Here is a 22371-nt window from a genome sequence, read left to right as displayed (position 1 = left end):
GCAGAAAAACGCGGAGAAATTCATGAGTAGTAAAGAACAGAAAACGCCTGAGGGGCAAGCCCCTGAAGAAATTATCACGGAACAGCACGATGAAGTTGAGGCGTTAGAGCCAGACGCATCTGCTGAGCAGGTGGACCCGCGCGATGAAAAAATTGCGAATCTGGAAGCCCAGTTGGTAGAAGCACAGAATCGTGAGCGCGAAGGTGTGCTGCGCATCAAAGCGGAAATGGAAAACCTGCGCCGCCGTACTGAGATGGACGTTGAAAAAGCGCATAAATTTGCGCTGGAGAAATTCGTCAACGAACTGCTGCCGGTAGTGGATAGCCTGGATCGCGCGCTGGAAGTGGCTGACAAAGCTAACCCGGACAACGCGGCAATGATTGAAGGCATCGAACTGACGCTGAAATCTATGCTTGATGTGGTTCGCAAGTTTGGCGTGGAAGTGATTGCCGATACCAACGTGCCGCTGGATCCAAACGTTCACCAGGCGATTGCGATGGTGGAATCAGAAGACGTTACCGCAGGTAATGTGCTGGGCGTGATGCAGAAAGGTTATACCCTGAACGGCCGTACCATTCGTGCTGCAATGGTGACCGTGGCGAAAGCGAAAGCGTAATTTGCCATCTGTAGTGCCGGGTGGCGGCATTCGCCTTACCCGGCCTACATTCGACTTCCTACTCAGAAATACTTTCCCGAATCGGCTTAACGGGCAGAATTTTCACCTGTTTAATCATATTGTCCTGCACGTCCAGGATATCAATATCGTATTGATCAATTCGTACCCGCGTGCCCGCTGCCGGGATCTCTTCCAGTGCTTCCAGAATCATCCCGTTCATGGTGCGAGCCTCGTCTTCCGGCAGATGCCAGTTAAAGGCTTTATTAAGTTCACGAATATTGGCGCTACCGTCGATCAGCACGGAGCCGTCATTTTGCGGAGTGACTTCTTCAGCAAGGGAAGGTGACATTGATGTCGTAAAGTCCCCGACAATTTCTTCCAGAATATCTTCGACCGTCACCAGCCCCTGAATGTCGCCGTACTCATCCACTACCAGCCCGACTTTCTTCTTATTACGCTGAAACTTCACCAGTTGCGTACTGAGTGGCGTTCCTTCTGGTACGTAGTAAATTTCGTCAGCGGCGCGCAGCATAACCTCTTTTGTGAACTCTTTTTTCTCGGTCATCAGGCGATAGGCCTCGCGCACGCGCAGCATGCTGATGGTGTCGTCCAGTGAGTCACGATAGAGCACGATACGCCCGTGCGGCGAGTGCGTCAGCTGGCGAACGATGGCTTTCCAGTCGTCGTTGATGTCAATCCCGACGATTTCATTGCGCGGTACCATGATGTCGTCAACGCTGACCTTTTCCAGATCCAGCACCGAGAGCAGCATGTCCTGGTTACGACGGGATATTTGCGAGCGGGATTCGTTCACGATAGTGCGCAGCTCGTCTTTACTGAGCGCACTGCTGATGGTGACATCGGCTTTGATTCCCACCATACGCATCAGTAAGCGGGTAACCATATTCAGGAGCCATACCAGCGGCATCATCAGGATTTGCAGTGGCGCAAGCAGGAAGCTGCTCGGGTAGGCGACTTTTTCAGGGTAAAGCGCGGCGATGGTTTTTGGGAGTACTTCAGCAAATACCAGCACCACAAACGTCAGTACACCGGTGGCGATGGCGACGCCCGCATTACCATACAGGCGCATCCCAACAATGGTACCCAGTGCAGAGGCGAGAATATTGACAAGGTTGTTACCGATAAGCACCAGGCTAATCAGGCGATCCGGTTTTCGGAGTAATTTTTCAACGCGACGCGCGGCACGGTTACCCTGCTTCGCACGATGACGTAACCGGTAACGGTTTAAGGTCATCATGCCGGTTTCCGAACCAGAGAAATAGGCGGAGATGACCACCATGACGATCAGCGTGACGATCAGCGTGGTGGTAGAGATGTGTTCCAGGGGGAACTCCTTTGTTACTTAGCCAGCAAATTGCTGTATAAAGCGGCTGCCAAAATAGGCAAGGGTGAGAATGCCTGCGCCCGCAACGTTAAACCAGACCACGCGACGACCGCGCCAGCCTTCATGATAATGGCCCCATAACAGGACAATATAGACAAACCACGCGACGATGGAGAGAACCGCTTTGTCGATATTCTCCACGCTGAACAGGTTTTTCATATAAAACAGGCCGGTGCAGAGTGTTAACGTCAGCAGAACAACACCAACCTGCGTAATGTGGAACATCTTACGCTCAATGACCATCAGCGGCGGCATCTCATGGTTGAACGCCAGCTTTTTGTTTTTCAGCTGGTAGTCAATCCAGGCGAGCTGCATGGCGTAGAGCGCGGCAATGATCAGCGTCGCGTAAGCGAACAGCGACAGACCAATATGCACCAGCATGCCCGGTGTGGCTTCCAGGTGGGTGATGAACTCATTGGGCATAAAGGTGGCTAAGGCCAGATTGATCAACGCGAAGGTGTAGACAATCGGCAGCAGCAGCCAGCCACGATTTTTAGACGCAACAATGGTCATCACCGTGCAGATCATCAGGCTGACCAGCGAACCGACGTTCAGCACGCTCAGGTTTTGTACGCTACCGTCACCAGGAATAATGCGTGATTCCAGTGCAAAAGCGTGGCTGATTAGTGCGATCACCGCCGAAAGAATAGCCATGCGCCGCCAGCCGCTGTTTTTTTGCAGCAGGCCGGGAATGATCAGCGCGAGGCTGACAGAATAGGCAACAAGGGCGATCAGTGCGAAAACAGGCATATAGGCGTCGGCAGTTGTCTTAATAAGAAAGAGAAGCAGTATAACGTTACGTGACGCCTGCTCCAACCGTTGCATAACAACAAAGCCGCCTTCATGTTATACTGCGGCAAAATTCTGTGTATGTGTCGCAGCTCGCGACCCAACGTTTCTACCCAGGCGAGAGACAATGTTTGATAATTTAACCGATCGTTTGTCGCGCACGCTGCGCAACATCAGCGGCCGTGGACGCCTTACTGAAGAGAACATCAAGGAAACGCTGCGCGAAGTGCGTATGGCGCTGCTCGAAGCAGACGTTGCGTTACCGGTCGTGCGTGATTTTATCAACCGCGTAAAAGAAAAAGCGGTTGGTCATGAAGTTAACAAGAGCCTGACTCCGGGTCAGGAGTTCGTCAAAATCGTTCGTAATGAACTGGTTTCGGCGATGGGCGAAGAAAACCAGGTACTTAACCTGGCCGCTCAGCCGCCAGCGGTCGTGCTGATGGCTGGTTTGCAGGGTGCGGGTAAAACGACCAGCGTTGGTAAGCTGGGTAAATTCCTGCGCGAAAAACACAAGAAAAAGGTGCTGGTTGTTTCTGCCGATGTGTATCGCCCGGCGGCGATCAAACAGCTGGAAACGCTGGCAGAGCAGGTTGGCGTGGATTTCTTCCCGTCGGACGTTGCCCAGAAGCCTGTCGACATCGTTAATGCGGCGCTGAAAGAAGCGAAGCTGAAGTTCTACGACGTGCTGCTGGTGGATACCGCCGGTCGTCTGCACGTTGATGAAGCGATGATGGACGAGATCAAGCAGGTGCATGCCTCTATCAACCCGGTAGAGACCCTGTTTGTTGTTGACGCCATGACCGGTCAGGATGCGGCGAATACCGCGAAAGCGTTTAACGAAGCCCTGCCGTTAACCGGTGTGGTTCTGACTAAGGTTGACGGTGACGCCCGTGGCGGTGCGGCGCTTTCTATTCGTCATATCACCGGTAAGCCGATCAAATTCCTCGGTGTAGGCGAGAAAACTGAAGCGCTGGAGCCGTTCCACCCGGATCGTATCGCTTCCCGTATCCTCGGTATGGGCGACGTACTGTCGCTGATCGAAGATATCGAGAGCAAGGTTGACCGCGCACAGGCTGAGAAGCTGGCGAGCAAACTGAAAAAAGGTGATGGTTTCGATCTCACCGATTTCCTTGAACAACTGCGTCAGATGAAAAACATGGGCGGCATGGCAAGCCTGATGGGCAAACTGCCGGGTATGGGGCAAATTCCTGACAACGTAAAAGCGCAGATGGATGACAAGGTGCTGGTGCGTATGGAGGCGATCATCAACTCGATGACCCTCAAAGAACGTGCTAACCCGGACATCATCAAAGGTTCCCGTAAACGCCGTATCGCAGCCGGTTGCGGCATGCAGGTGCAGGACGTTAACCGTCTTCTGAAACAGTTCGACGACATGCAGCGCATGATGAAGAAAATGAAGAAAGGCGGCATGGCAAAAATGATGCGCGGAATGAAAGGCATGATGCCCCCTGGATTCCCTGGCCGCTAAAAACAAGGGCATAAGGTTATCTTGTTTGCCATTTTAGCTCCGGGTTGTGCTCGACAAGACACAAGAGTGTTTTGAACGCCCTTTAGGGCGGCCCGAAGAGCGAGCGGAGCGAGTAAATGCTCAGTATCAAGATGCTGATTGCATTTTCCCCAGAAATCAGTAAAATTTTCGGGCTTTTAATATGACACCCGGGCTCCGTTCCTCGATGGGGCCCGGTTGTTTTATTCACACAAGAGGATGTTATGGTTACTATTCGTTTAGCTCGTCACGGCGCTAAAAAGCGTCCGTTCTACCAGGTTGTTGTTACTGACAGCCGTAATGCACGCAACGGTCGCTTCATCGAGCGCGTTGGTTTCTTCAACCCACTGGCCTCTGGCGCAGAAGAAGAAACTCGTCTGGATCTGGATCGTATCGCTCACTGGGTTGGCCAGGGCGCTACTGTTTCCGATCGCGTTGCTACGCTGATCAAAGCAGCAAACAAAGCAGCTTAATCTGTCACGGTGGTCATGATGAGCAATAAAGCACCTGTTGAACCGATCGTATTGGGAAAAATGGGTTCTTGCTACGGTATCCGTGGTTGGCTCAGAGTGTTTTCCTCCACTGAAGACGCTGATAGCATTTTTGATTACCAGCCCTGGTTTATCCAGAAGGCCGGTAAGTGGGAAGAGGTCGAGCTGGAAAGCTGGCGTCACCACAATCAGGACATCATCATCAAGCTGAAAGGCGTTGACGATCGTGATGCCGCGAATGCGCTGACTAATTGTGAAATTGTCGTGGATTCGTCGCAGTTGCCACAGCTGGAAGAGGGCGACTACTACTGGAAAGACCTTATGGGTTGCCAGGTGGTCACTACTGAAGGTTACAGCCTGGGGAAAGTCATCGATATGATGGAAACCGGGTCAAATGACGTTCTCGTCATTAAGGCAAACCTGAAAGATGCATTTGGCATCAAGGAGCGGTTGGTTCCGTTCCTCGATGGACAGGTTATCAAGAAAGTCGATCTCACTACTCAAACGATTGAAGTAGATTGGGATCCTGGTTTTTAAATTCTCCGGATAAACGGTAAAAGACGGCGCTATGTGGATTGGCATAATTAGCCTGTTTCCTGAAATGTTCCGCGCGATTACTGATTACGGGGTAACTGGCCGGGCAGTAAAAAATGGCCTGCTGAACATCCAGAGCTGGAGTCCTCGTGACTTTACTCATGACCGGCACCGTACCGTGGACGATCGTCCTTACGGCGGCGGACCGGGGATGTTGATGATGGTGCAACCCTTACGGGATGCTATTCACACAGCAAAAGCCGCGGCAGGTGAAGGCGCGAAGGTGATTTATCTGTCACCTCAGGGACGCAAGCTTGATCAAGCGGGCGTGAGCGAACTGGCGACGAATCAAAAGCTGATTCTGGTCTGTGGGCGCTACGAAGGGATAGATGAGCGCGTAATTCAAACCGAGATTGACGAAGAATGGTCTATCGGCGATTACGTTCTCAGCGGTGGTGAGTTACCAGCGATGACGCTGATTGACTCCGTCGCCCGGTTCATTCCGGGTGTACTGGGCCATGAAGCTTCGGCAACGGAAGATTCCTTTGCTGATGGGTTGCTGGACTGCCCACACTATACTCGACCTGAAGTGTTAGAAGGGATGGAAGTACCGGCAGTGTTACTGTCTGGAAACCATGCTGAGATACGTCGCTGGCGTTTGAAGCAGTCGCTGGGCCGAACCTGGCTTAGAAGACCTGAACTTCTGGAAAACCTGGCTCTGACTGAAGAGCAAGCAAAGTTGCTGGCCGAGTTCAAAACTGAACACGCGCACCAGCAGCATGAACATGATGGGAATGCGTAATACGCTCCCGAATATCAGTTTACCCAGGATAAGAGATTAAATTATGAGCAACATTATTAAGCAACTTGAACAAGAGCAGATGAAGCAGGACGTACCTTCCTTCCGTCCAGGTGACACCGTGGAAGTGAAAGTATGGGTTGTTGAAGGTTCCAAAAAACGTCTGCAGGCATTCGAGGGCGTGGTTATCGCTATTCGTAACCGCGGTCTGCACTCTGCATTCACTGTTCGTAAAATTTCCAACGGCGAAGGCGTTGAGCGTGTCTTCCAGACTCACTCTCCGGTAGTTGACAGCATTGCTGTTAAACGTCGTGGTGCTGTACGTAAAGCTAAACTGTACTACCTGCGTGAGCGTACTGGTAAGTCTGCTCGTATTAAAGAGCGTCTGAACTAAGATTCGCTTAAGCGACATCCTGTTAAAAAGGGCTGGCCGAAAGGCTGGCCCTTTTTTTATCCCATTACATCTCTCACATTAACTATTTTGTCATAAATCATTTACAATGCTGGCCTCTTCAGCGGAGGAACAGTGGATAACGTACTGCATCAGCACAACCGGAAGCGCACAGCGGCATTGACCGCGTTGTTTGCGATCCTGCTGATCGTGGTCGCACCGCTTATCTCTGTCTCGCTGCAAAAAGATCCCATGAGTGCCATGCCGGGTATGCATCATGACATGAGTATGATGTCGATGGATGAACAGCACACAGGGATGCAACACACGATGCCTGTCGACCATGCGGAAGCGTGCGGCTACTGCGTGCTGTTAGCACATGTGCCGGGCGTGATGCTGGCGCTGATCGTGCTGCTGAGTATGGTGCTGCAAAGGCTTCGCGTTAAGCCGCCTCGCCAGACGGTCAGCCACTGGCACTTTTTCCCCTGGCTCTATCCTGATACCCGCGCGCCGCCGTGCCGGTCTGCTTTTTCCCTTTAAAAAACAAAATCGTTCACTTTTTGCCTTAAAAAGGAAAAGTATGACTACCTGCACTCCGCGCGCAGCATGGGGAAACCTGCTGCGTCGACTCCATTTCTATGTTGGGTTGTTTGTCGGCCCGTTTATCTTTTTTGCCGCGCTGACCGGCACGTTGTATGTGGCAACGCCACAGCTGGAAAATGCGCTTTACCGGCATGCGCTACACACGGTTACCGTGGGTGAACCGCAGCCGCTGGCAAAACAAATTGCTGTGGCAGAAAACGCTGTCGGCGCAGAGCTGCGTTTACATGCCGTGCGTCCGGGTCTGATTGACGGTGAAACGACCCGCGTGATGTTCGCTGACCCGGCGCTTGGGCCATCGGAAAACCGGGCCATCTTTGTTGACCCCGTGAGCCTTGAGGTACGTGGTGATATGACGGTATATGGCACTAGCGGGATTTTGCCGCTGCGTCAGACCATTGATTATCTGCATACCTCGCTGATGCTGGGTGATGTCGGGCGGCTCTACAGCGAGCTGGCCGCCTCCTGGATGTGGGTGGCCGCGCTCGGTGGCATTGCCCTGTGGTTTTACACCCGACCAAAACGGCGTATTAACAATCGCTTCCAGAATCGGCGTCGTGTGCATGTGATCTTAGGCTGGACGCTGCTGAGTGGGATGTTGCTGTTCTCCGTAACCGGGCTGACGTGGTCTCAGTGGGCAGGGGGCAATGTTGATAAACTCCGGGCAGAGATGAACTGGCTGACTCCGCAGGTGAGCACCCGGCTTTCTGGCGCACCCATAAGCATGGACGAACATGCCGAACACCACGGTCATCATAGTGGAATGATGATGGCGGGGATGGGGATAGATCTGGCGCAGTTCGATAGCGTGTTGCATGCCGCCCGTAATGCGGGGATTGATGCGAACAAACTTGAGATCCGTCCGCCAAAAATGGCTGATCAGGCCTGGACGGTGACGGAAATCGATCGCCGATGGCCGACACAGGTTGATGCTGTCGCCGTTGATCCTCACTCCATGCAGGTTCTGGACAGAACGCGTTTTGACGATTTCCCGCTAATGGCAAAACTCACCCGCTGGGGCGTAGATTTTCATATGGGGATCTTGTTTGGGCTGATCAATCAACTACTGCTTATCGCGTTTGGCATTGCCTTGTGCGTGCTGATAATTTGGGGATACCGGATGTGGTGGATGCGTCGTCCTGCACGGTCGGCAGCGGATCCGGTGCAAACGCTTTGTCAGAGCTGGCTGGCGTTATCAGCCTGGGGAAGGGGGGCCACGATAGTCGTTAGCGTTCTGTTGGGACTGGCGTTGCCGGTGATGGGCATTAGCCTGGCGCTGTTTATTTTGCTCGACTGGCTGCGCTGGCGAGCGGCATCAAGCGTGTCGCTCGCCGGGTCATCCGCCAGGTAATCCTATGGCGCGCTGATGACTACCGCAACCCGGCGGTTTTCAGCGCGCCCTTGCGAGGTGCTGTTGCTGGCAACGGGATATTTTTTGCCTAATCCCCGCGTGGTGAGGTTACTGCGTGGGATATTCGCCCCCTTTGCCCAGGCGTCTGCCACGACGTTTGCGCGTTTTAACGACAGCGCTTCGTTGTAGCCCTCTTCTCCATAGTTATCCGTATGCCCGTCCATTCTTGCGTGGTTCAGGCCTGTTGCGGCCAGGCGTGATGCCATAGTCTGGATTTGTGATTCACTCTCCGGACGCAGTCTGGCGTCGTTTTTATCAAACAGAATTTTGTCCGACAGTCCCAAAGACCAGTCGCCATTCAGTTCGTTAAAGCCGTAAGACTTCATTGCCGTAATTTGCTCTGGGGTGAATTTACCTTGCGGGGTCTGACAGCCAGACAGTGCCAGTGAGGCCAGTAACAACAGCGAGAAGTAACGCTTTAACATATCGTATTCCTTTCTAATATATTGTTTTTGTACGCTGGTTTTTGACCATGTACATGTTGCGGTCGGCTTGTTCCAGTAACGCCTCGACAGAGACATTTTCCCACGCCAGAGCAAAGCCAATGCTGAGTGACATCAATGCTGTGCGCCCGTTATGCAGATCAAACGGACGGGTAAACTGCTGCGACAGTGCAGCACAAATGCGTTGAACCTCAGGTTCAGAATGGACACCATACAGCACCATTGCAAACTCATCACCACCAAGACGGTATGAGAGATGGCGCTTATCACCGAACTCGACCATCCTGCTGGCGATTTCAATCAGTACGCAGTCTCCCGCAGCATGTCCCCAGGTGTCGTTGATATACTTAAAGTTATCACCATCGAGGAAGAGCAGGGCAGAGTTTGCTTTGGCAGAGGCGTCGTTCATCAATGCTGCAATGCTATTACGAAACGCGGCACGATTCGCCAGCCCGGTGAGAGGGTCATGCATGGCCGTGCGCATCAACTGGGCATTTGTCGCCTGCAGCTTAAGCTGCCATTCTTCCATTTCATCCAGCAGGCTGTTGAAGTCTTCACCAAACTGGTGAAATTCTTCGATGCGTCCTGCTTTTACCCGTCGGGAGAAGTTGCGGTTGGTACGTACATCATGGACAACATCGGTGATGTTTTGCATCGCCGTAACCATACCGTGATGCAGAGAACGTGTGATTGTGAGCGCGACAGTGGAAGCAAAAAGAATACAACCAGTAAGAACGGCAAAGGACATCCAGATAAAATGGCTGATCAGGCTGTCACGCGCGGTAAGATGAATTTCGCCGATTGCATTGCCATTATGCATTATCGGCTGCGAGACGGGTTCAGGGAATAACCAGCGGCTGATCAACGCGCCCAGCGTATCCGTATTGTCTTCAGGATCCCATGACCAGTAAGCAAAACGTTTTTTGTGGTTGTCGAGCACTTCCGCTGCGGCAAATTGCCCCTGTTTGCCGAGGGTCGCAAGAGTTTCATTGGCTGCCAGTGAATCATTGAAAACCAGCGAGGCTTCAAGATTGTGGCTCATTGTTGCACCGGTTAATTCGAGGTTTTTTTGTGCATATTGCTTTAATGTCACCACAGAGGCAAAACACAGCAACAGCCATATAAATGTCATTGTTATTATGACACTTATCATACTGATACGCCGTAACGTTCTTTTAAACGTCGGACGTGGCTTTGGAGTGAAATCCTTATTCATGCTTTGTATTCCGTGCAAGCATTAATACATCCGGATTGACCCTTACGCCACTGCGAGACAGTGCATCCAGATTGACAGAGAACTTGACCCGGTTGTCATTGATAATCAGACAAAATGCACTGCCAATTACGCATTCCGGGTTTTGCTCTGAGATTAATAGCAATGCTCTGCCCTGGTATTGTCTTATTAATTCAAGCTGGCTGGCAGGTGATTCAGTTCCGAAATAAATCGCGTCGCACGTAGCGGACAGCGCTTCCTGATCGTTACGAACAATCACAGGAGTATACGGTAGCGGGTTTTGTCCCTTTTCACTACTGAGTGCCTGCACGTAGCGAGAAGAGGCATAAACACAGAGTTTGGGCTGACCAGAAAGTGCTGGCCACCGGGTATAGCTCACAATACCAGAAACAATTGAACGCACTGATTTATCGGTTTCTGCGAGCGCACCTGCAGCCGCTGAACCAGCCGTAAGAAACAGTATGAACACCAGAGTGAGTCGGAAAAAAGAGATCAAGAATGAATTTCTCACCAGAATCCGCCATATCGCTCCGGAAATAGATGTCCTTAAGAGTTGCTGGCAGAATACCATTGTTTATCAAAGCCGTCATTATGTCAGAAATGCGACTATGTCGACCTAAGTTAAATCCTACAATTGTATTTATTCAGAGTGTTAAAAATAAATTCAATTAAGCCTGCTTGCGCTCATGCTTTCATCCATTCCTTTTTGCCAGGACTCATGCAGTTTTACTGCATTTGCGGTGGCATCACAGCTGGCAGGAAACGATTTGCCCGCTAATCCCCAGGCGTGGAGGAAGCCTTCTTCACAGACTCTTTTCTGTCCATCGGCATAACCGCGGAGATATTCGCTACGATCAACATGCGGATCGTTAAAATTATCGGCCAGCAACTGGTTATCTTTAACCGGGAGGCCATTCATGGCGTCTTCTTTACCCGCGTCAAACCAGCTGGGGCTTGTCCAGTTGGGCTGGAACGTATAAGGATTGATTTGGCAGCCCGATAAAAGCAATACCATCAGCGCAGGAAGCATCGAACGCATAGCGACTCTCCTTTTTTCTTCAGCATAGCCTGGCAAAAGAATTTGTGAGTGTAATTTTAACTTTACGTTTTTATCGGCTGATTTTTGCAATGAAATGGCCTATGTAAAGTAATGTGTACGTATTTTGGATTGAAATCTTTACTTGTTGTGGTATCGTTGTTCCACCTCTTAGAGGAAAACAACTATCGCAAACGAGCCAGACAGGATCGCCATCATGCAAAAAGACGCGCTGAACAACGTACACATTACCGACGAACAGATTTTAATTACTCCGGATCAACTGAAAGCGGAGTTCCCGCTGAGTATTGCGCAGGAGGCTCAAATTGAGCACTCTCGCCAGACCATCTCTGACATTATCGCTGGCCGCGATCCGCGTCTGCTGGTGGTGTGTGGTCCATGCTCTATCCACGATCCTGAAACGGCTATTGAATACGCTCGTCGATTTAAAGCATTAGCGGAGGAGGTCAGCGATAGCCTCTACCTGGTGATGCGCGTCTATTTTGAAAAGCCACGTACCACCGTTGGCTGGAAAGGGTTGATTAACGATCCGCACATGGATGGCTCGTTTGATGTGGAAGCAGGCCTGAAGATTGCGCGTCGCCTGCTGGTGGAACTGGTGAGCATGGGGCTACCGCTGGCAACAGAAGCGCTGGATCCAAACAGCCCGCAGTACCTGGGCGATCTGTTTAGCTGGTCTGCGATTGGTGCGCGTACGACAGAATCACAAACCCACCGTGAGATGGCGTCTGGCCTGTCGATGCCGGTGGGCTTTAAAAACGGAACCGATGGTAGCCTGGCGACGGCGATTAACGCGATGCGTGCCGCTGCGATGCCACACCGTTTTGTCGGTATTAACCAGGCTGGTCAGGTTTGCCTGCTGCAAACCCAGGGTAACCCGGACGGTCATGTGATCCTGCGTGGTGGTAAAGCACCGAACTACAGCCCGGCGGATGTGGCGCAGTGTGAAAAAGAGATGGCACAGGCAGGACTGCGTCCGGCGCTGATGGTAGATTGCAGTCATGGTAATTCAAATAAAGATTACCGTCGTCAGCCTGCGGTGGCGGAATCCGTGATTGCACAGATTAAAGATGGTAACCGTTCTATTATCGGTCTGATGATTGAGAGCAATATTCATGAAGGCAATCAGTCATCTGAACAACCGCGTAGCGCGATGAAGCATGGTGTATCCGTCACGGATGCCTGCATCAGCTGGGAAACCACCGATGCGCTGCTGCGTGAGATCCATAAAGATTTACACGGCCAGCTGGCGACGCGTCTGGCTTAAGAGGTTAGTTATGGTTGCTGAATTGACCGCATTACGCGATCAAATTGATGAAGTGGATAAGGCGCTGCTGGATCTTCTGGCGCGCCGCATGGCACTGGTTGCCGAGGTAGGTGAGGTTAAAAGCAAATACGGCCTGCCCATTTATGTACCGGAACGTGAAGCGTCCATGCTGGCATCCCGCCGGAAAGAGGCCCAGGCGCTGGGCGTTTCTCCCGATTTGATTGAAGATGTTTTGCGTCGCGTGATGCGGGAATCTTACTCCAGCGAGAACGATAAGGGCTTTAAAACCCTCTGTCCGTCGCTGCGTCCGGTGGTCATTGTGGGCGGGGCAGGTCAGATGGGGCGTCTGTTCGAAAAAATGCTGACGCTTTCTGGCTATCAGGTGCGCATTCTGGAAAAAGAGGATTGGGCACATGCGCCAGAACTCATGAAAGATGCGGGCATGGTTATTGTCAGCGTGCCGATCCATGTGACGGAGCAGATCATCGGGAAGCTTCCTCCGCTACCGGAAGATTGTATCCTGGTGGACTTAGCCTCCGTCAAAAATGGCCCGCTACAGGCGATGCTGACTGCGCACACTGGCCCGGTGCTCGGTCTGCACCCCATGTTTGGCCCGGACAGCGGCAGCCTGGCAAAGCAGGTGGTTGTTTACTGCGATGGCCGTCAGCCGGAAGCCTATCAGTGGTTCCTGGAACAGATTCAGGTGTGGGGCGCGCGTTTGCACCGCATCAGCGCGGTTGAGCACGATCAGAACATGGCGTTCATTCAGGCGCTGCGCCACTTTGCGACCTTTGCATATGGGCTGCATCTGGCAGAAGAGAATGTACAGCTTGAGCAGTTGCTGGCGCTCTCTTCACCAATCTATCGGCTTGAGCTGGCAATGGTTGGTCGTCTGTTTGCACAGGATCCACAGTTGTATGCCGACATTATTATGTCGTCAGAAAACAACCTTGCGCTCATCAAACGTTACTATCAGCGATTTGGCGAGGCCATTACGCTGCTTGAGCACGGCGATAAACAGGCGTTTATCGACAGCTTCCGTAAAGTTGAACACTGGTTTGGTGATTACGCAAAACGTTTCCAGAGTGAGAGCCGCACGCTGTTACGTCAGGCAAATGACAGTCGCCAGTAATGTGATGATGTATATACTAAAAGCCAGTATTGCTGGCTTTTTTCATTTTGGGGAACTGTCATGGCTGAACCACAACAGCTGTTGAATTACACCGGGCATCTGCCGGAGTGCCCGACATGGAGCGCAGAAGAGAGTGCGCTCTACTGGGCAGATATTCTGGAAGGGGAGATCCACCGTTACCATCTGCCTACGGCAGAACATACTGTGCTTTCCTTCCATGAAGAGGTGGGGTGTTTTGCCCTGCGTGAACGCGGTGGTTTTATCGTTGCGATGCGTAACGCCATCTGGCTCACCGATAATCACGGCCTGCTCCGGCGCAAGGTGTGCGATAACCCGTCTAACCCGCAGCTCGCGCGTTTTAACGATGGGGGAACCGACCATATTGGCCGTTTCTATGCGGGTACCTTCTGGGGGCCAGGGGACTACAACGGTGCAATGCTGATGCGTATCGACAACGACCTGACGCCGAAAGTGATCCAGTGTGATATCCACGGACATAACGGGTTAGCGTTTAGCCCCGATAAACAGTGGATGTTCACCTCCGATACGCCGAACGGTGTCATTTACCGTACACCACTCGATGAAAATGGGGAGCCTGGTCAACGTAAGGTATTTCATCGGTTCAAAGAGGGCGAAGGGATACCCGACGGCGCGGCAATGGATGTGGAAGGCTGCTACTGGAGTGCGCTGTTTGACGGCTGGCGCATAGCGCGGTTTTCTCCGCAGGGGGAACAGCTGGAAGAATATCGGCTGCCGGTGCGTTGCCCGACGATGGTCTGCTTTGGGGGGGATGACATGAAAACGTTGTTTATTACGACTACGCGGGAAAATATGGATGAGAATGAGGTGGCGCAATACCCGCTCTCTGGCGCTATCTTCACCCTGCCCGTCAGCGTAGCAGGGATGAAGAAAAGTCGTTTTATCGAACGTTAAGCCGGGTCAACCGGGACGACATTTTCGCTCGGATAACAGCCCAGTACTTTCATTGAACGGGTGATCTCGCCCAGTTCGCGCAGGGCTTTCTGCATGGATGCAGATTCCAGATTGGCCTGGATATCGAGGTAGAACATCTCTTCCCACGGATTGCCGTAAATCGGGCGGGATTCCAGCCGGGTCATGATCAGATTGTGATTGCGTAGTACCAGAAGAGCCTCAACCAGCGCACCCGCCTGTTGGCCGGTAGCCATCAAGAGAGTGGTTTTTGCCGGAACCTGGTCAGAGACATTGATTGCTTTGCGTGCCAGCACGATGAAACGGGTGATGTTTTGCGTCTGGTTTGCCAGATTACGCTCCAGTACCTGTAAGCCGTACAGCGCGCCACCTGCTTCGCTGCCCAGTGCCGCTACCGTTGGAGAGTTTGTCTGCGCCACTTTTTCCATCGCCGCTGATGTACTTTCGGTGTACTCAATTTTCCAGTCTGGATAACGGTTCAGGAACTGGCTGCACTGCTGGAAAGGCTGCGGATGGCTATAGACCGTTTTGATGTTGCTCAGGTCGGTTGAGCCGGAGACCAGCACACAGTGATCGATAGGGATAGTTAACTCACCAACCAGTGACAGGCTGGTATGTTGCAGCAGATCGTATACATCGTTGATGGCACCGGAGCTGGTGTTTTCAATGGGTACGACGGCGTAATCGGCCTGGCCAGTTTCAACCTGATTGAAGATATCGGCAAATTTTGCACAGCCGCTCTCAATAAACTCTTCAAAATGGCGGGCTGCATACTGGCGTGCAGCCAGGTGAGAGTAAGAACCTTTTGGGCCGAGGAATGCAATGCGTGCAGAGTGCGGGTTGGTCTTGTTCAGATGTTGCTGCAGCAACGCTTGCTGGGTCAAAACGGAATCTTCGATAATGAGCTGGAACAGACGGGTAATGTAATGGGCATCCAGATGATGCACTTTGCCAAGCTGAACCAGACGTTCCAGCAAATCTCGCTCACGGTCGATATCACGCACTGGGCGATGAGAGTCCAGTTTGGCTTTGCCCACTTCGATGGCAAGAGCGCGGCGTTCTGCCAGCAGCGCCAGTAATTTCTCATCCAGTGCGCTGATTTTTACTCGCAGATCCAGTAACGGGTTTTCCGGTGTCATAGTGTTGCCTGTCTGTTTATCGTTATTAATAAAAAAGGCCCCCCGGTTTGGGAGGCCTTGTTGTTCGTCTTCGCATTCTTTATCACACGACGAAACGCCTCCCGTTCAGGGGAAGGTAAAAAAGAATGCGAAGAAAAACGGCGTATGTTTCATGAGTTCATCCTGTGGTTGATACCGTTAAAGTACCTGTACTGTTTTCACCCTGTCAATAAAAAACGCGCCCGAAGGCGCGTTGGCGGTATACTCAATTTAAAGGATTACTCTTCTTCAACTTCTTCCGCGAGGCTGGCGTCTTTCACCGATGTTGCGGCGCGACGGGCTTCGCCTTTGTGTTGCACTTTATTGAGCTGCCGTTCCAGCTTGTTGATCAAATCGTTAATAGCTGTGTACATATCTTCATGTTTTGCGCTGGCGACCAGATGGCCGTTTGGAGTATTGATAGTTGCGTCAGCGATGAAACCCTGTGGCTCCTTGGACAGAATGATATGCGGGTTAATCAAATGAGTTTGCCATTTATCCAGTTTAGCGAGACGGTCTGCGACGTGCTGGCGAATTGCCGGAGTAATTTCCATTTGTTTACTGGTAATGTTCATTGTCATAAATTTTACCTCTTGTCTTTCCGTCTTGGTGATTCCAGCATACCTGTCCTAATGTCAAAATGTGTGATTTAGATCACGTTATTTTGTCGGTTTTTGTCAGGGAATCTTTTTTGTGAGGCAAGGCAGGAAGAGGTGATATTTACCTTGTCGAAGGCAAAAATTGCAGTCATAGTTGATAAGATGTGTTGAAGCTAAACCGCTTCAGCTTATGGCGAAATCGAATAAAAAAACGGCAGCCCTGGGGCTGCCGTTTTGCGTTGAAGTCAATATCAGGTGTTGCTGCTGTTCGCGGCGATGATCTTCGCCACTTTGTCAGCCTGCGCGGTCATCTGCATCTGACGGTAAGCATTTTCCATCAGCTTCAGGCCATCGCGTGTTGCTTGTGTATCCGGGTAATCGCGCAGCATACCTTCGACACGGTTAACGACAGCAACCCATGCGCCACGGCGAGTGTAGTATTCAGCAACGGAGTATTCGTATTTCGCCAGGCGATCTTTCAGGAATACCAGACGTTTGGACGCGTCGGTCACGTACTGGCTGTTCGGATAGCCGCGCACCAGTTTGGAGAAGTCGTTGAATGCATCACGCGCGTGCTGCGGGTCACGGTCGGAACGATCCACACCGAAGAAGCCCTGCAGAGCACTGTCATCCAGCGCCATGTTAGTCAGACCGCGCATGTACATCACGTAATCGATGTTAGGATGAGTCGGGTTCAGACGCACGAAGCGATCGATAGTGGCCTGAGCCAACGGCAGATCGGCATTTTTATAGTAGGCGTAGATGAGATCTAACTGTACCTGCTGCGAATATGGACCAAATGGATAGCGATTATCCAGCGCTTCCAGTTGCGTTATCGCCTGTTTCCAGTTACCGTCCTGCAGTTTTTGTTGTGCAGTCGCATAGATTTCATTCGGCGGATTGTCAGGGACCTGTTCATTTGAACCGGAGCAGCCCACCAAAGCCAGGCTCAACGTGGCCGCTGCCACCAGATATTTCATGCGCGTCATGACGTTTTGACTTTCCTCAAATGTTTGTCCGGGAGAATCTCTGTTCCTGCTCCCGATTAAGACCAGCTACAATAGCACACTATATTAAACGGCAAAGCCGTAAAACCCAACGTTAAACAAAGAAGCAGTTTATGGCACAACGAGTAGAACTCACCGCAACAGTCTCCGAAAATCAGCTCGGTCAACGCTTAGATCAGGCTTTGGCCGAATTGTTCCCTGATTATTCGCGTTCACGCATAAAAGAATGGATCCTTGACCAGCGCGTGCTGATTAACGGCAAGATCTGGGACAAACCAAAAGAGAAAGTGTTAGGTGGGGAAGTTGTCGCCATCAATGCTGAAATCGAAGAGGACGTCCGCTTCGAGCCACAGGATATCCCGCTGGATATCGTTTATGAAGATGATGACATCCTGGTCATCAACAAGCCGCGCGATCTGGTTGTTCACCCGGGCGCAGGTAACCCTGATGGTACGGTGCTTAACGCACTCCTCCATTATTATCCGCCGATTGCTGACGTGCCGCGCGCCGGTATCGTCCACCGTCTGGATAAAGACACGACCGGTTTGATGGTGGTGGCGAAGACGATTCCTGCTCAGACTCGCCTTGTTGAATCACTGCAGCTGCGTGAAATCACGCGTGAATATGAAGCGGTAGCGATTGGTCATATGACTTCAGGCGGGACGGTAGAAGAGCCGATCAGCCGTCACCCAACCAAACGTACTCATATGTCCGTACACCCAATGGGTAAACCGGCGGTAACGCACTATCGCATCATGGAGCACTTCCGCATCCATACGCGCCTGCGTCTGCGTCTGGAAACCGGGCGTACTCACCAGATCCGTGTCCATATGGCACACATCACCCATCCGCTGGTGGGGGATCAGGTGTATGGTGGCCGTCCACGCCCGCCAAAAGGCGCATCGGATGAGTTCATCAGCGTATTGCGCAAATTCGATCGTCAGGCGCTGCATGCAACCATGCTGCGTCTTTACCATCCTGTCACCGGTATTCAGATGGAATGGCACGCGCCAATCCCACAAGATATGGTGGAGTTGATTGACGCGATGCGCGCTGACTTTGAAGAGCATAAGGATCAAGTGGACTGGTTATGACCAAACTGATTGTCCCGGAGTGGCCACTACCTGAAGGCGTGGCTGCCTGCAGTTCGACCCGTATCGGCGGGGTGAGTCAGGGCGCGTGGGAGTCTTTGAACCTCGGCGCGCATTGTGGTGACAACCTTGAACATGTTGAAGAGAACCGCAAGCGCATGTTTGCTGCGGGGAACTTACCGTCGAAACCGGTCTGGCTTGAACAGGTGCACGGTAAAGATGTGCTCATGCTTACAGGTGAACCTTACGCGTCTAAACGTGCCGATGCCTCTTACAGCAATATTCCGGGAACGGTTTGTGCCGTGATGACTGCCGATTGTCTGCCGGTACTGTTCTGCAACCAGGCAGGGACAGAGGTCGCTGCCGCACATGCGGGCTGGCGTGGACTGTGCGACGGTGTGCTGGAAGAGACTGTCGGCTGTTTCAACGATGACCCGGCCAATATCATTGCCTGGCTTGGCCCGGCTATTGGCCCTAAGGCGTTTGAGGTAGGGCCAGAGGTACGTGAAGCCTTTATGGCGAAAGATCCGCAGGCGGTGAATGCTTTCATGGCAACAGGTGAAAAGTATCTGGCCGACATTTACCAACTTGCTCGCCAGCGTCTGAATAATGTCGGGGTGACGCAAATCTTCGGCGGCGATCGCTGTACTCTCACCGAAACGGGTGATTTTTTCTCTTATCGTCGTGACAAGACGACGGGTCGTATGGCAAGTTTTATTTGGCTGATATAACCTAAAGAATCAAGACGATCCGGCACGTGCCGTTTTCTTTTCACATAATTCAGGTCATTAACCTTGAATAATTGAGGGATGACCTCATTTAATCTCCAGTAGCAAATTTGACCAGTTATGGGAGGAGTTATGCGTCTGGATCGTCTTACTAATAAATTCCAGCTTGCTCTCGCCGATGCCCAGTCCCTCGCACTTGGGCACGACAATCAGTTTATCGAACCTCTTCATTTAATGAGCGCCTTGCTGAATCAGGAAGGGGGATCGGTTCGTCCGTTATTAACCACTGCTGGCATTAATGCTGGCCAGTTGCGCACAGCCATCGATCAAGCGCTGAGCCGTTTACCGCAGGTGGAAGGCACCGGTGGCGACGTACAGCCGTCTCAGGATCTGGTGCGCGTGCTGAACCTTTGCGACAAGCTGGCGCAAAAAGGTGGAGACAACTTTATTTCGTCAGAGCTGTTTGTTCTGGCGGCGCTCGAATCACGCGGTACCTTGACCGACCTGCTGAAAACTGCCGGCGCAACCACTGCCAATGTGACTCAGGCGATTGAGAAAATGCGCGGAGGTGAAAGCGTGAACGATCAGGGAGCCGAAGACCAACGTCAGGCTTTGAAAAAATTTACGGTCGATCTGACTGAACGTGCTGAGCAGGGCAAACTTGACCCGGTGATCGGCCGTGATGAAGAAATTCGCCGTACTATCCAGGTACTGCAGCGCCGTACCAAAAACAACCCTGTGCTGATTGGTGAGCCTGGCGTCGGTAAAACGGCCATTGTTGAAGGGCTGGCGCAGCGTATTGTGAACGGTGAAGTGCCGGAAGGGCTGAAAGGCCGTCGCGTACTGGCGCTGGATATGGGCGCGCTGGTGGCCGGGGCGAAATACCGCGGTGAGTTTGAAGAGCGTCTGAAAGGTGTACTTAACGATCTGGCGAAACAGGAAGGCAACGTCATTCTGTTTATCGACGAACTGCATACGATGGTTGGTGCGGGTAAAGCGGACGGCGCAATGGATGCCGGGAATATGCTGAAACCTGCTCTGGCGCGTGGTGAGCTTCACTGCGTGGGGGCGACGACGCTGGATGAGTACCGTCAGTACATTGAAAAAGATGCCGCGCTGGAACGTCGTTTCCAGAAAGTGTTTGTCGCAGAGCCAAGTGTTGAAGATACCATCGCAATTCTGCGTGGTCTGAAAGAACGTTATGAGCTGCACCATCATGTGCAGATCACCGACCCGGCGATTGTCGCGGCAGCCACGCTTTCACACCGCTATATTGCCGATCGTCAGTTGCCGGATAAAGCCATCGACCTGATTGATGAAGCTGCATCAAGCATTCGTATGCAGATTGACTCTAAACCGGAAGAACTGGACAGGCTCGACCGTCGCATCATTCAGCTCAAGCTGGAACAGCAGGCGCTGAAGAAAGAGTCTGATGAAGCCAGTAAGAAACGCCTGGATATGCTCAATGAAGAGCTGGACGATAAAGAGCGTCAGTATTCTGAGTTAGAAGAAGAGTGGAAAGCGGAGAAAGCGTCACTCTCTGGCACTCAGACGATCAAAGCGGAGCTGGAGCAGGCAAAAATAGCTATTGAACAGGCGCGTCGCGTCGGCGATCTGGCGCGGATGTCTGAGCTTCAGTACGGCAAAATTCCTGAGCTGGAAAAACAGCTTGAGCTCGCGACACAGTCCGAAGGCAAAACAATGCGTCTGTTACGTAATAAAGTGACGGATGCGGAGATTGCCGAGGTGCTGGCGCGCTGGACAGGTATTCCGGTCGCTCGCATGCTGGAGGGCGAACGTGAAAAACTGCTGCGTATGGAGCAGGATCTGCATAATCGCGTCATTGGTCAGAACGAGGCGGTCGAAGCGGTTTCCAACGCCATTCGTCGTAGTCGTGCGGGCCTGTCCGATCCGAATCGCCCAATTGGTTCGTTCCTGTTCCTGGGGCCGACCGGTGTCGGTAAAACCGAGCTGTGCAAAGCGTTGGCTAACTTTATGTTCGACAGCGACGACGCGATGGTGCGTATCGATATGTCCGAGTTTATGGAGAAACACTCCGTATCGCGTTTGGTCGGTGCACCTCCGGGATATGTCGGTTATGAAGAAGGTGGCTATCTGACAGAGGCGGTTCGCCGTCGTCCTTACTCCGTCATCTTGCTGGATGAAGTGGAAAAAGCACATCCGGATGTATTTAACATCCTGCTGCAGGTGCTGGATGATGGCCGTCTGACGGACGGGCAGGGGAGAACGGTCGATTTCCGTAATACGGTGGTGATTATGACCTCGAACCTGGGTTCTGATTTGATTCAGGAACGTTTCGGTGAACTGGACTACAGCCATATGAAAGATCTGGTTCTTGGTGTGGTCAGCCATAGTTTCCGTCCTGAGTTCATCAACCGTATTGATGAAGTGGTGGTGTTCCATCCTCTGGGTGAGAAACATATTGCGTCGATTGCACAGATCCAGCTGCAGCGTCTGTACAAACGTCTGGAAGAGCGTGGATATGAAATCCATATCTCTGATGATGCGCTGAAGCTGCTGAGTGAAAATGGCTACGATCCGGTTTATGGGGCGCGTCCATTGAAACGCGCTATTCAGCAGCAGATTGAAAACCCGCTGGCTCAGCAAATCCTCTCCGGGGAGCTGATTCCGGGCAAAGTCATCCGTCTGGAAGCCAACGACGATCGCATTGTGGCAGTGCAGTAAGTCACAAAACACTAAAAACGGGCCGCTTGCGGCTCGTTTTTGTTTAAAAACCAGGCCAGAATTGAGGTCTGGGAAGTGATTTGCCTGGAAAGTGAGCGGTCGGTAAATAATTTTCACTTTATCCTTGCAGCTTCAGAATAACTCCCTATAATGCGCCTCCACTGACACGGAACAACGGCTTACAGGCCGCCGGGTTAGCGGGGTTCAGAGATGAACACCAGCAGAGAAAAGCAAAATAAAATGCTTGACTCTGTAGCGGGAAAGCGTAATATGCACACCCCGCGCCGCAGCGAAAACGAAGCGGCACTGCTCTTTAACAATTTATCAGACAATCTGTGTGGGCACTCAAAGTGACATGGATTCTTAACGTCCTCGGACGATAAATGAATACCAAGTCTCAACGAGTGAACACGTAATTCATTACGAAGTTTAATTCATTGAGCATCAAACTTTTAA

Annotated in this window: 24 protein-coding genes and 1 other annotated feature; of the genes, 14 read left to right on the top strand and 10 right to left on the bottom strand. The window is 51.9% G+C overall.

From position 1 onward, the window contains the following. Nucleotides 1-22: 22 nt before the first annotated feature. Nucleotides 23-616: a nucleotide exchange factor GrpE gene (gene grpE / locus ACJ9N4_RS04210; protein WP_182272352.1), complete on the top strand. Its 594-nt coding sequence runs from the start codon at nucleotides 23-25 to the stop codon at nucleotides 614-616. A gap of 58 nt (nucleotides 617-674) precedes the next feature. Here the strand turns inward: grpE and ACJ9N4_RS04205 are convergent, their stop codons facing one another. Together ACJ9N4_RS04205 and ACJ9N4_RS04200 are read right to left on the bottom strand one after the other, a co-directional pair. Continuing rightward, nucleotides 675-1961, bottom strand: a complete 1287-nt coding sequence (locus tag ACJ9N4_RS04205; protein WP_182274560.1) for an HlyC/CorC family transporter — start codon at nucleotides 1959-1961, stop codon at nucleotides 675-677. 18 nt (nucleotides 1962-1979) lie between these two features. Next, the gene (locus ACJ9N4_RS04200) at nucleotides 1980-2771 is read right to left on the bottom strand and encodes an inner membrane protein YpjD (protein WP_032666789.1); all 792 of its coding nucleotides are present in this window, start codon (nucleotides 2769-2771) and stop codon (nucleotides 1980-1982) included. Nucleotides 2772-2937: 166 nt separating this feature from the next. Between ACJ9N4_RS04200 and ffh the strand changes: the two genes are divergently transcribed. The 7 genes from ffh to ACJ9N4_RS04165 all read left to right on the top strand — a co-directional run bounded on the left by ffh (nucleotide 2938) and on the right by ACJ9N4_RS04165 (nucleotide 8483). Continuing rightward, entirely contained in the window at nucleotides 2938-4299 is a 1362-nt protein-coding gene (ffh, locus tag ACJ9N4_RS04195) for a signal recognition particle protein (protein ID WP_014884878.1), read from the top strand. A 242-nt stretch (nucleotides 4300-4541) separates the two neighbouring features. After that, nucleotides 4542-4790: a 30S ribosomal protein S16 gene (gene rpsP, locus ACJ9N4_RS04190; RefSeq protein ID WP_022649067.1), complete on the top strand. Its 249-nt coding sequence runs from the start codon at nucleotides 4542-4544 to the stop codon at nucleotides 4788-4790. Nucleotides 4791-4805: 15 nt separating this feature from the next. Further along, nucleotides 4806-5345: a ribosome maturation factor RimM gene (rimM, locus tag ACJ9N4_RS04185; RefSeq protein ID WP_080330249.1), complete on the top strand. Its 540-nt coding sequence runs from the start codon at nucleotides 4806-4808 to the stop codon at nucleotides 5343-5345. Between the two features lie 31 nt (nucleotides 5346-5376). Beyond that, nucleotides 5377-6144 (top strand): tRNA (guanosine(37)-N1)-methyltransferase TrmD, encoded by a 768-nt coding sequence (gene trmD, locus ACJ9N4_RS04180; RefSeq protein WP_182918805.1) that lies wholly within the window; start codon nucleotides 5377-5379, stop codon nucleotides 6142-6144. A 43-nt stretch (nucleotides 6145-6187) separates the two neighbouring features. Then, a complete protein-coding gene (gene rplS / locus ACJ9N4_RS04175; protein ID WP_002914145.1) occupies nucleotides 6188-6535 on the top strand; it encodes a 50S ribosomal protein L19 in 348 nt (115 codons plus the stop codon). A gap of 132 nt (nucleotides 6536-6667) precedes the next feature. Next, on the top strand, nucleotides 6668-7072 hold the full coding sequence (locus ACJ9N4_RS04170) for a DUF2946 domain-containing protein (protein WP_182272350.1): 405 nt from the start codon (nucleotides 6668-6670) through the stop codon (nucleotides 7070-7072). 40 nt (nucleotides 7073-7112) lie between these two features. Then, the gene (locus tag ACJ9N4_RS04165) at nucleotides 7113-8483 is read left to right on the top strand and encodes a PepSY-associated TM helix domain-containing protein (protein ID WP_411500280.1); all 1371 of its coding nucleotides are present in this window, start codon (nucleotides 7113-7115) and stop codon (nucleotides 8481-8483) included. A 2-nt stretch (nucleotides 8484-8485) separates the two neighbouring features. On the opposite strand, the gene ACJ9N4_RS04160 is transcribed toward ACJ9N4_RS04165, so the two are convergent. From ACJ9N4_RS04160 to ACJ9N4_RS04145, 4 genes are all read right to left on the bottom strand, one after another. Beyond that, a complete protein-coding gene (locus ACJ9N4_RS04160) occupies nucleotides 8486-8968 on the bottom strand; it encodes an OmpA family protein (protein ID WP_182918803.1) in 483 nt (160 codons plus the stop codon). Nucleotides 8969-8981: 13 nt separating this feature from the next. Next, entirely contained in the window at nucleotides 8982-10202 is a 1221-nt protein-coding gene (gene dgcN / locus ACJ9N4_RS04155) for a diguanylate cyclase DgcN (RefSeq protein ID WP_182272347.1), read from the bottom strand. Continuing rightward, nucleotides 10195-10731 carry a YfiR family protein gene (locus ACJ9N4_RS04150; RefSeq protein ID WP_395122250.1) on the bottom strand — a complete coding sequence of 179 codons (537 nt, stop codon included), beginning with the start codon at nucleotides 10729-10731 and terminating at the stop codon, nucleotides 10195-10197. The genes dgcN and ACJ9N4_RS04150 overlap by 8 nt, the downstream gene beginning before the upstream one ends. A 153-nt stretch (nucleotides 10732-10884) precedes the next feature. Beyond that, nucleotides 10885-11259, bottom strand: a complete 375-nt coding sequence (locus ACJ9N4_RS04145; protein WP_395122251.1) for a DUF2799 domain-containing protein — start codon at nucleotides 11257-11259, stop codon at nucleotides 10885-10887. Nucleotides 11260-11473: 214 nt separating this feature from the next. Here ACJ9N4_RS04145 and aroF point away from each other — a divergent pair, with 214 nt between their 5' ends. The 3 genes from aroF to ACJ9N4_RS04130 are packed head-to-tail and all read left to right on the top strand — an operon-like array spanning nucleotide 11474 to nucleotide 14609. Then, entirely contained in the window at nucleotides 11474-12544 is a 1071-nt protein-coding gene (gene aroF / locus ACJ9N4_RS04140) for a 3-deoxy-7-phosphoheptulonate synthase AroF (RefSeq protein ID WP_182272344.1), read from the top strand. Between the two features lie 10 nt (nucleotides 12545-12554). Then, nucleotides 12555-13676, top strand: coding sequence for a bifunctional chorismate mutase/prephenate dehydrogenase (tyrA, locus tag ACJ9N4_RS04135; protein WP_182918802.1), 1122 nt, complete (start codon nucleotides 12555-12557; stop codon nucleotides 13674-13676). A 60-nt stretch (nucleotides 13677-13736) separates the two neighbouring features. Beyond that, on the top strand, nucleotides 13737-14609 hold the full coding sequence (locus ACJ9N4_RS04130; RefSeq protein WP_182918801.1) for an SMP-30/gluconolactonase/LRE family protein: 873 nt from the start codon (nucleotides 13737-13739) through the stop codon (nucleotides 14607-14609). Here ACJ9N4_RS04130 and pheA read toward each other — a convergent pair. The 4 genes from pheA to bamD all read right to left on the bottom strand — a co-directional run bounded on the left by pheA (nucleotide 14606) and on the right by bamD (nucleotide 17372). Further along, nucleotides 14606-15766 (bottom strand): bifunctional chorismate mutase/prephenate dehydratase, encoded by a 1161-nt coding sequence (gene pheA / locus ACJ9N4_RS04125; protein WP_182272341.1) that lies wholly within the window; start codon nucleotides 15764-15766, stop codon nucleotides 14606-14608. The genes ACJ9N4_RS04130 and pheA overlap by 4 nt on opposite strands. 28 nt (nucleotides 15767-15794) lie before the next feature. After that, nucleotides 15795-15920: a sequence feature (Phe leader region), on the bottom strand. After that, nucleotides 15872-15919: a pheA operon leader peptide PheL gene (gene pheL, locus ACJ9N4_RS04120; RefSeq protein ID WP_001386991.1), complete on the bottom strand. Its 48-nt coding sequence runs from the start codon at nucleotides 15917-15919 to the stop codon at nucleotides 15872-15874. (Overlaps the previous feature by 48 nt.) 103 nt (nucleotides 15921-16023) lie before the next feature. Then, entirely contained in the window at nucleotides 16024-16365 is a 342-nt protein-coding gene (gene raiA / locus ACJ9N4_RS04115; RefSeq protein WP_181620429.1) for a ribosome-associated translation inhibitor RaiA, read from the bottom strand. Nucleotides 16366-16634: 269 nt separating this feature from the next. Next, entirely contained in the window at nucleotides 16635-17372 is a 738-nt protein-coding gene (bamD, locus tag ACJ9N4_RS04110; protein WP_182272340.1) for an outer membrane protein assembly factor BamD, read from the bottom strand. A gap of 131 nt (nucleotides 17373-17503) precedes the next feature. On the opposite strand from bamD, the gene rluD reads away from it, so the two are divergent. The 3 genes from rluD to clpB all read left to right on the top strand — a co-directional run bounded on the left by rluD (nucleotide 17504) and on the right by clpB (nucleotide 21915). Further along, nucleotides 17504-18484, top strand: a complete 981-nt coding sequence (rluD, locus tag ACJ9N4_RS04105; protein ID WP_182272339.1) for a 23S rRNA pseudouridine(1911/1915/1917) synthase RluD — start codon at nucleotides 17504-17506, stop codon at nucleotides 18482-18484. Next, nucleotides 18481-19212 (top strand): purine nucleoside phosphorylase YfiH, encoded by a 732-nt coding sequence (yfiH, locus tag ACJ9N4_RS04100; RefSeq protein WP_182918800.1) that lies wholly within the window; start codon nucleotides 18481-18483, stop codon nucleotides 19210-19212. The genes rluD and yfiH overlap by 4 nt, the downstream gene beginning before the upstream one ends. A gap of 129 nt (nucleotides 19213-19341) precedes the next feature. Beyond that, entirely contained in the window at nucleotides 19342-21915 is a 2574-nt protein-coding gene (gene clpB / locus ACJ9N4_RS04095; protein ID WP_182272337.1) for an ATP-dependent chaperone ClpB, read from the top strand. Nucleotides 21916-22371 lie beyond the last annotated feature (456 nt).

Source organism: Enterobacter sp. LM3 (genome assembly GCF_046622475.1).
Taxonomy (GTDB): domain Bacteria; phylum Pseudomonadota; class Gammaproteobacteria; order Enterobacterales; family Enterobacteriaceae; genus Enterobacter; species Enterobacter cloacae_P.
This window is presented reverse-complemented; position numbering and strand designations above follow the sequence as displayed.

Excerpts from the sequence above, each read along its gene's own strand:
- grpE (WP_182272352.1), top strand. The coding sequence starts at position 23 with ATGAGTAGTAAAGAACAGAAAACGCCTGAGGGGCAAGCCCCTGAAGAA.
- ACJ9N4_RS04200 (WP_032666789.1), bottom strand. The coding sequence starts at position 2,771 with ATGCCTGTTTTCGCACTGATCGCCCTTGTTGCCTATTCTGTCAGCCTC.
- ffh (WP_014884878.1), top strand. The coding sequence starts at position 2,938 with ATGTTTGATAATTTAACCGATCGTTTGTCGCGCACGCTGCGCAACATC.
- rpsP (WP_022649067.1), top strand. The coding sequence starts at position 4,542 with ATGGTTACTATTCGTTTAGCTCGTCACGGCGCTAAAAAGCGTCCGTTC.
- rimM (WP_080330249.1), top strand. The coding sequence starts at position 4,806 with ATGATGAGCAATAAAGCACCTGTTGAACCGATCGTATTGGGAAAAATG.
- trmD (WP_182918805.1), top strand. The coding sequence starts at position 5,377 with ATGTGGATTGGCATAATTAGCCTGTTTCCTGAAATGTTCCGCGCGATT.
- rplS (WP_002914145.1), top strand. The coding sequence starts at position 6,188 with ATGAGCAACATTATTAAGCAACTTGAACAAGAGCAGATGAAGCAGGAC.
- ACJ9N4_RS04165 (WP_411500280.1), top strand. The coding sequence starts at position 7,113 with ATGACTACCTGCACTCCGCGCGCAGCATGGGGAAACCTGCTGCGTCGA.
- ACJ9N4_RS04160 (WP_182918803.1), bottom strand. The coding sequence starts at position 8,968 with ATGTTAAAGCGTTACTTCTCGCTGTTGTTACTGGCCTCACTGGCACTG.
- dgcN (WP_182272347.1), bottom strand. The coding sequence starts at position 10,202 with ATGAATAAGGATTTCACTCCAAAGCCACGTCCGACGTTTAAAAGAACG.
- ACJ9N4_RS04145 (WP_395122251.1), bottom strand. The coding sequence starts at position 11,259 with ATGCGTTCGATGCTTCCTGCGCTGATGGTATTGCTTTTATCGGGCTGC.
- aroF (WP_182272344.1), top strand. The coding sequence starts at position 11,474 with ATGCAAAAAGACGCGCTGAACAACGTACACATTACCGACGAACAGATT.
- tyrA (WP_182918802.1), top strand. The coding sequence starts at position 12,555 with ATGGTTGCTGAATTGACCGCATTACGCGATCAAATTGATGAAGTGGAT.
- ACJ9N4_RS04130 (WP_182918801.1), top strand. The coding sequence starts at position 13,737 with ATGGCTGAACCACAACAGCTGTTGAATTACACCGGGCATCTGCCGGAG.
- pheA (WP_182272341.1), bottom strand. The coding sequence starts at position 15,766 with ATGACACCGGAAAACCCGTTACTGGATCTGCGAGTAAAAATCAGCGCA.
- raiA (WP_181620429.1), bottom strand. The coding sequence starts at position 16,365 with ATGACAATGAACATTACCAGTAAACAAATGGAAATTACTCCGGCAATT.
- bamD (WP_182272340.1), bottom strand. The coding sequence starts at position 17,372 with ATGACGCGCATGAAATATCTGGTGGCAGCGGCCACGTTGAGCCTGGCT.
- rluD (WP_182272339.1), top strand. The coding sequence starts at position 17,504 with ATGGCACAACGAGTAGAACTCACCGCAACAGTCTCCGAAAATCAGCTC.
- yfiH (WP_182918800.1), top strand. The coding sequence starts at position 18,481 with ATGACCAAACTGATTGTCCCGGAGTGGCCACTACCTGAAGGCGTGGCT.
- clpB (WP_182272337.1), top strand. The coding sequence starts at position 19,342 with ATGCGTCTGGATCGTCTTACTAATAAATTCCAGCTTGCTCTCGCCGAT.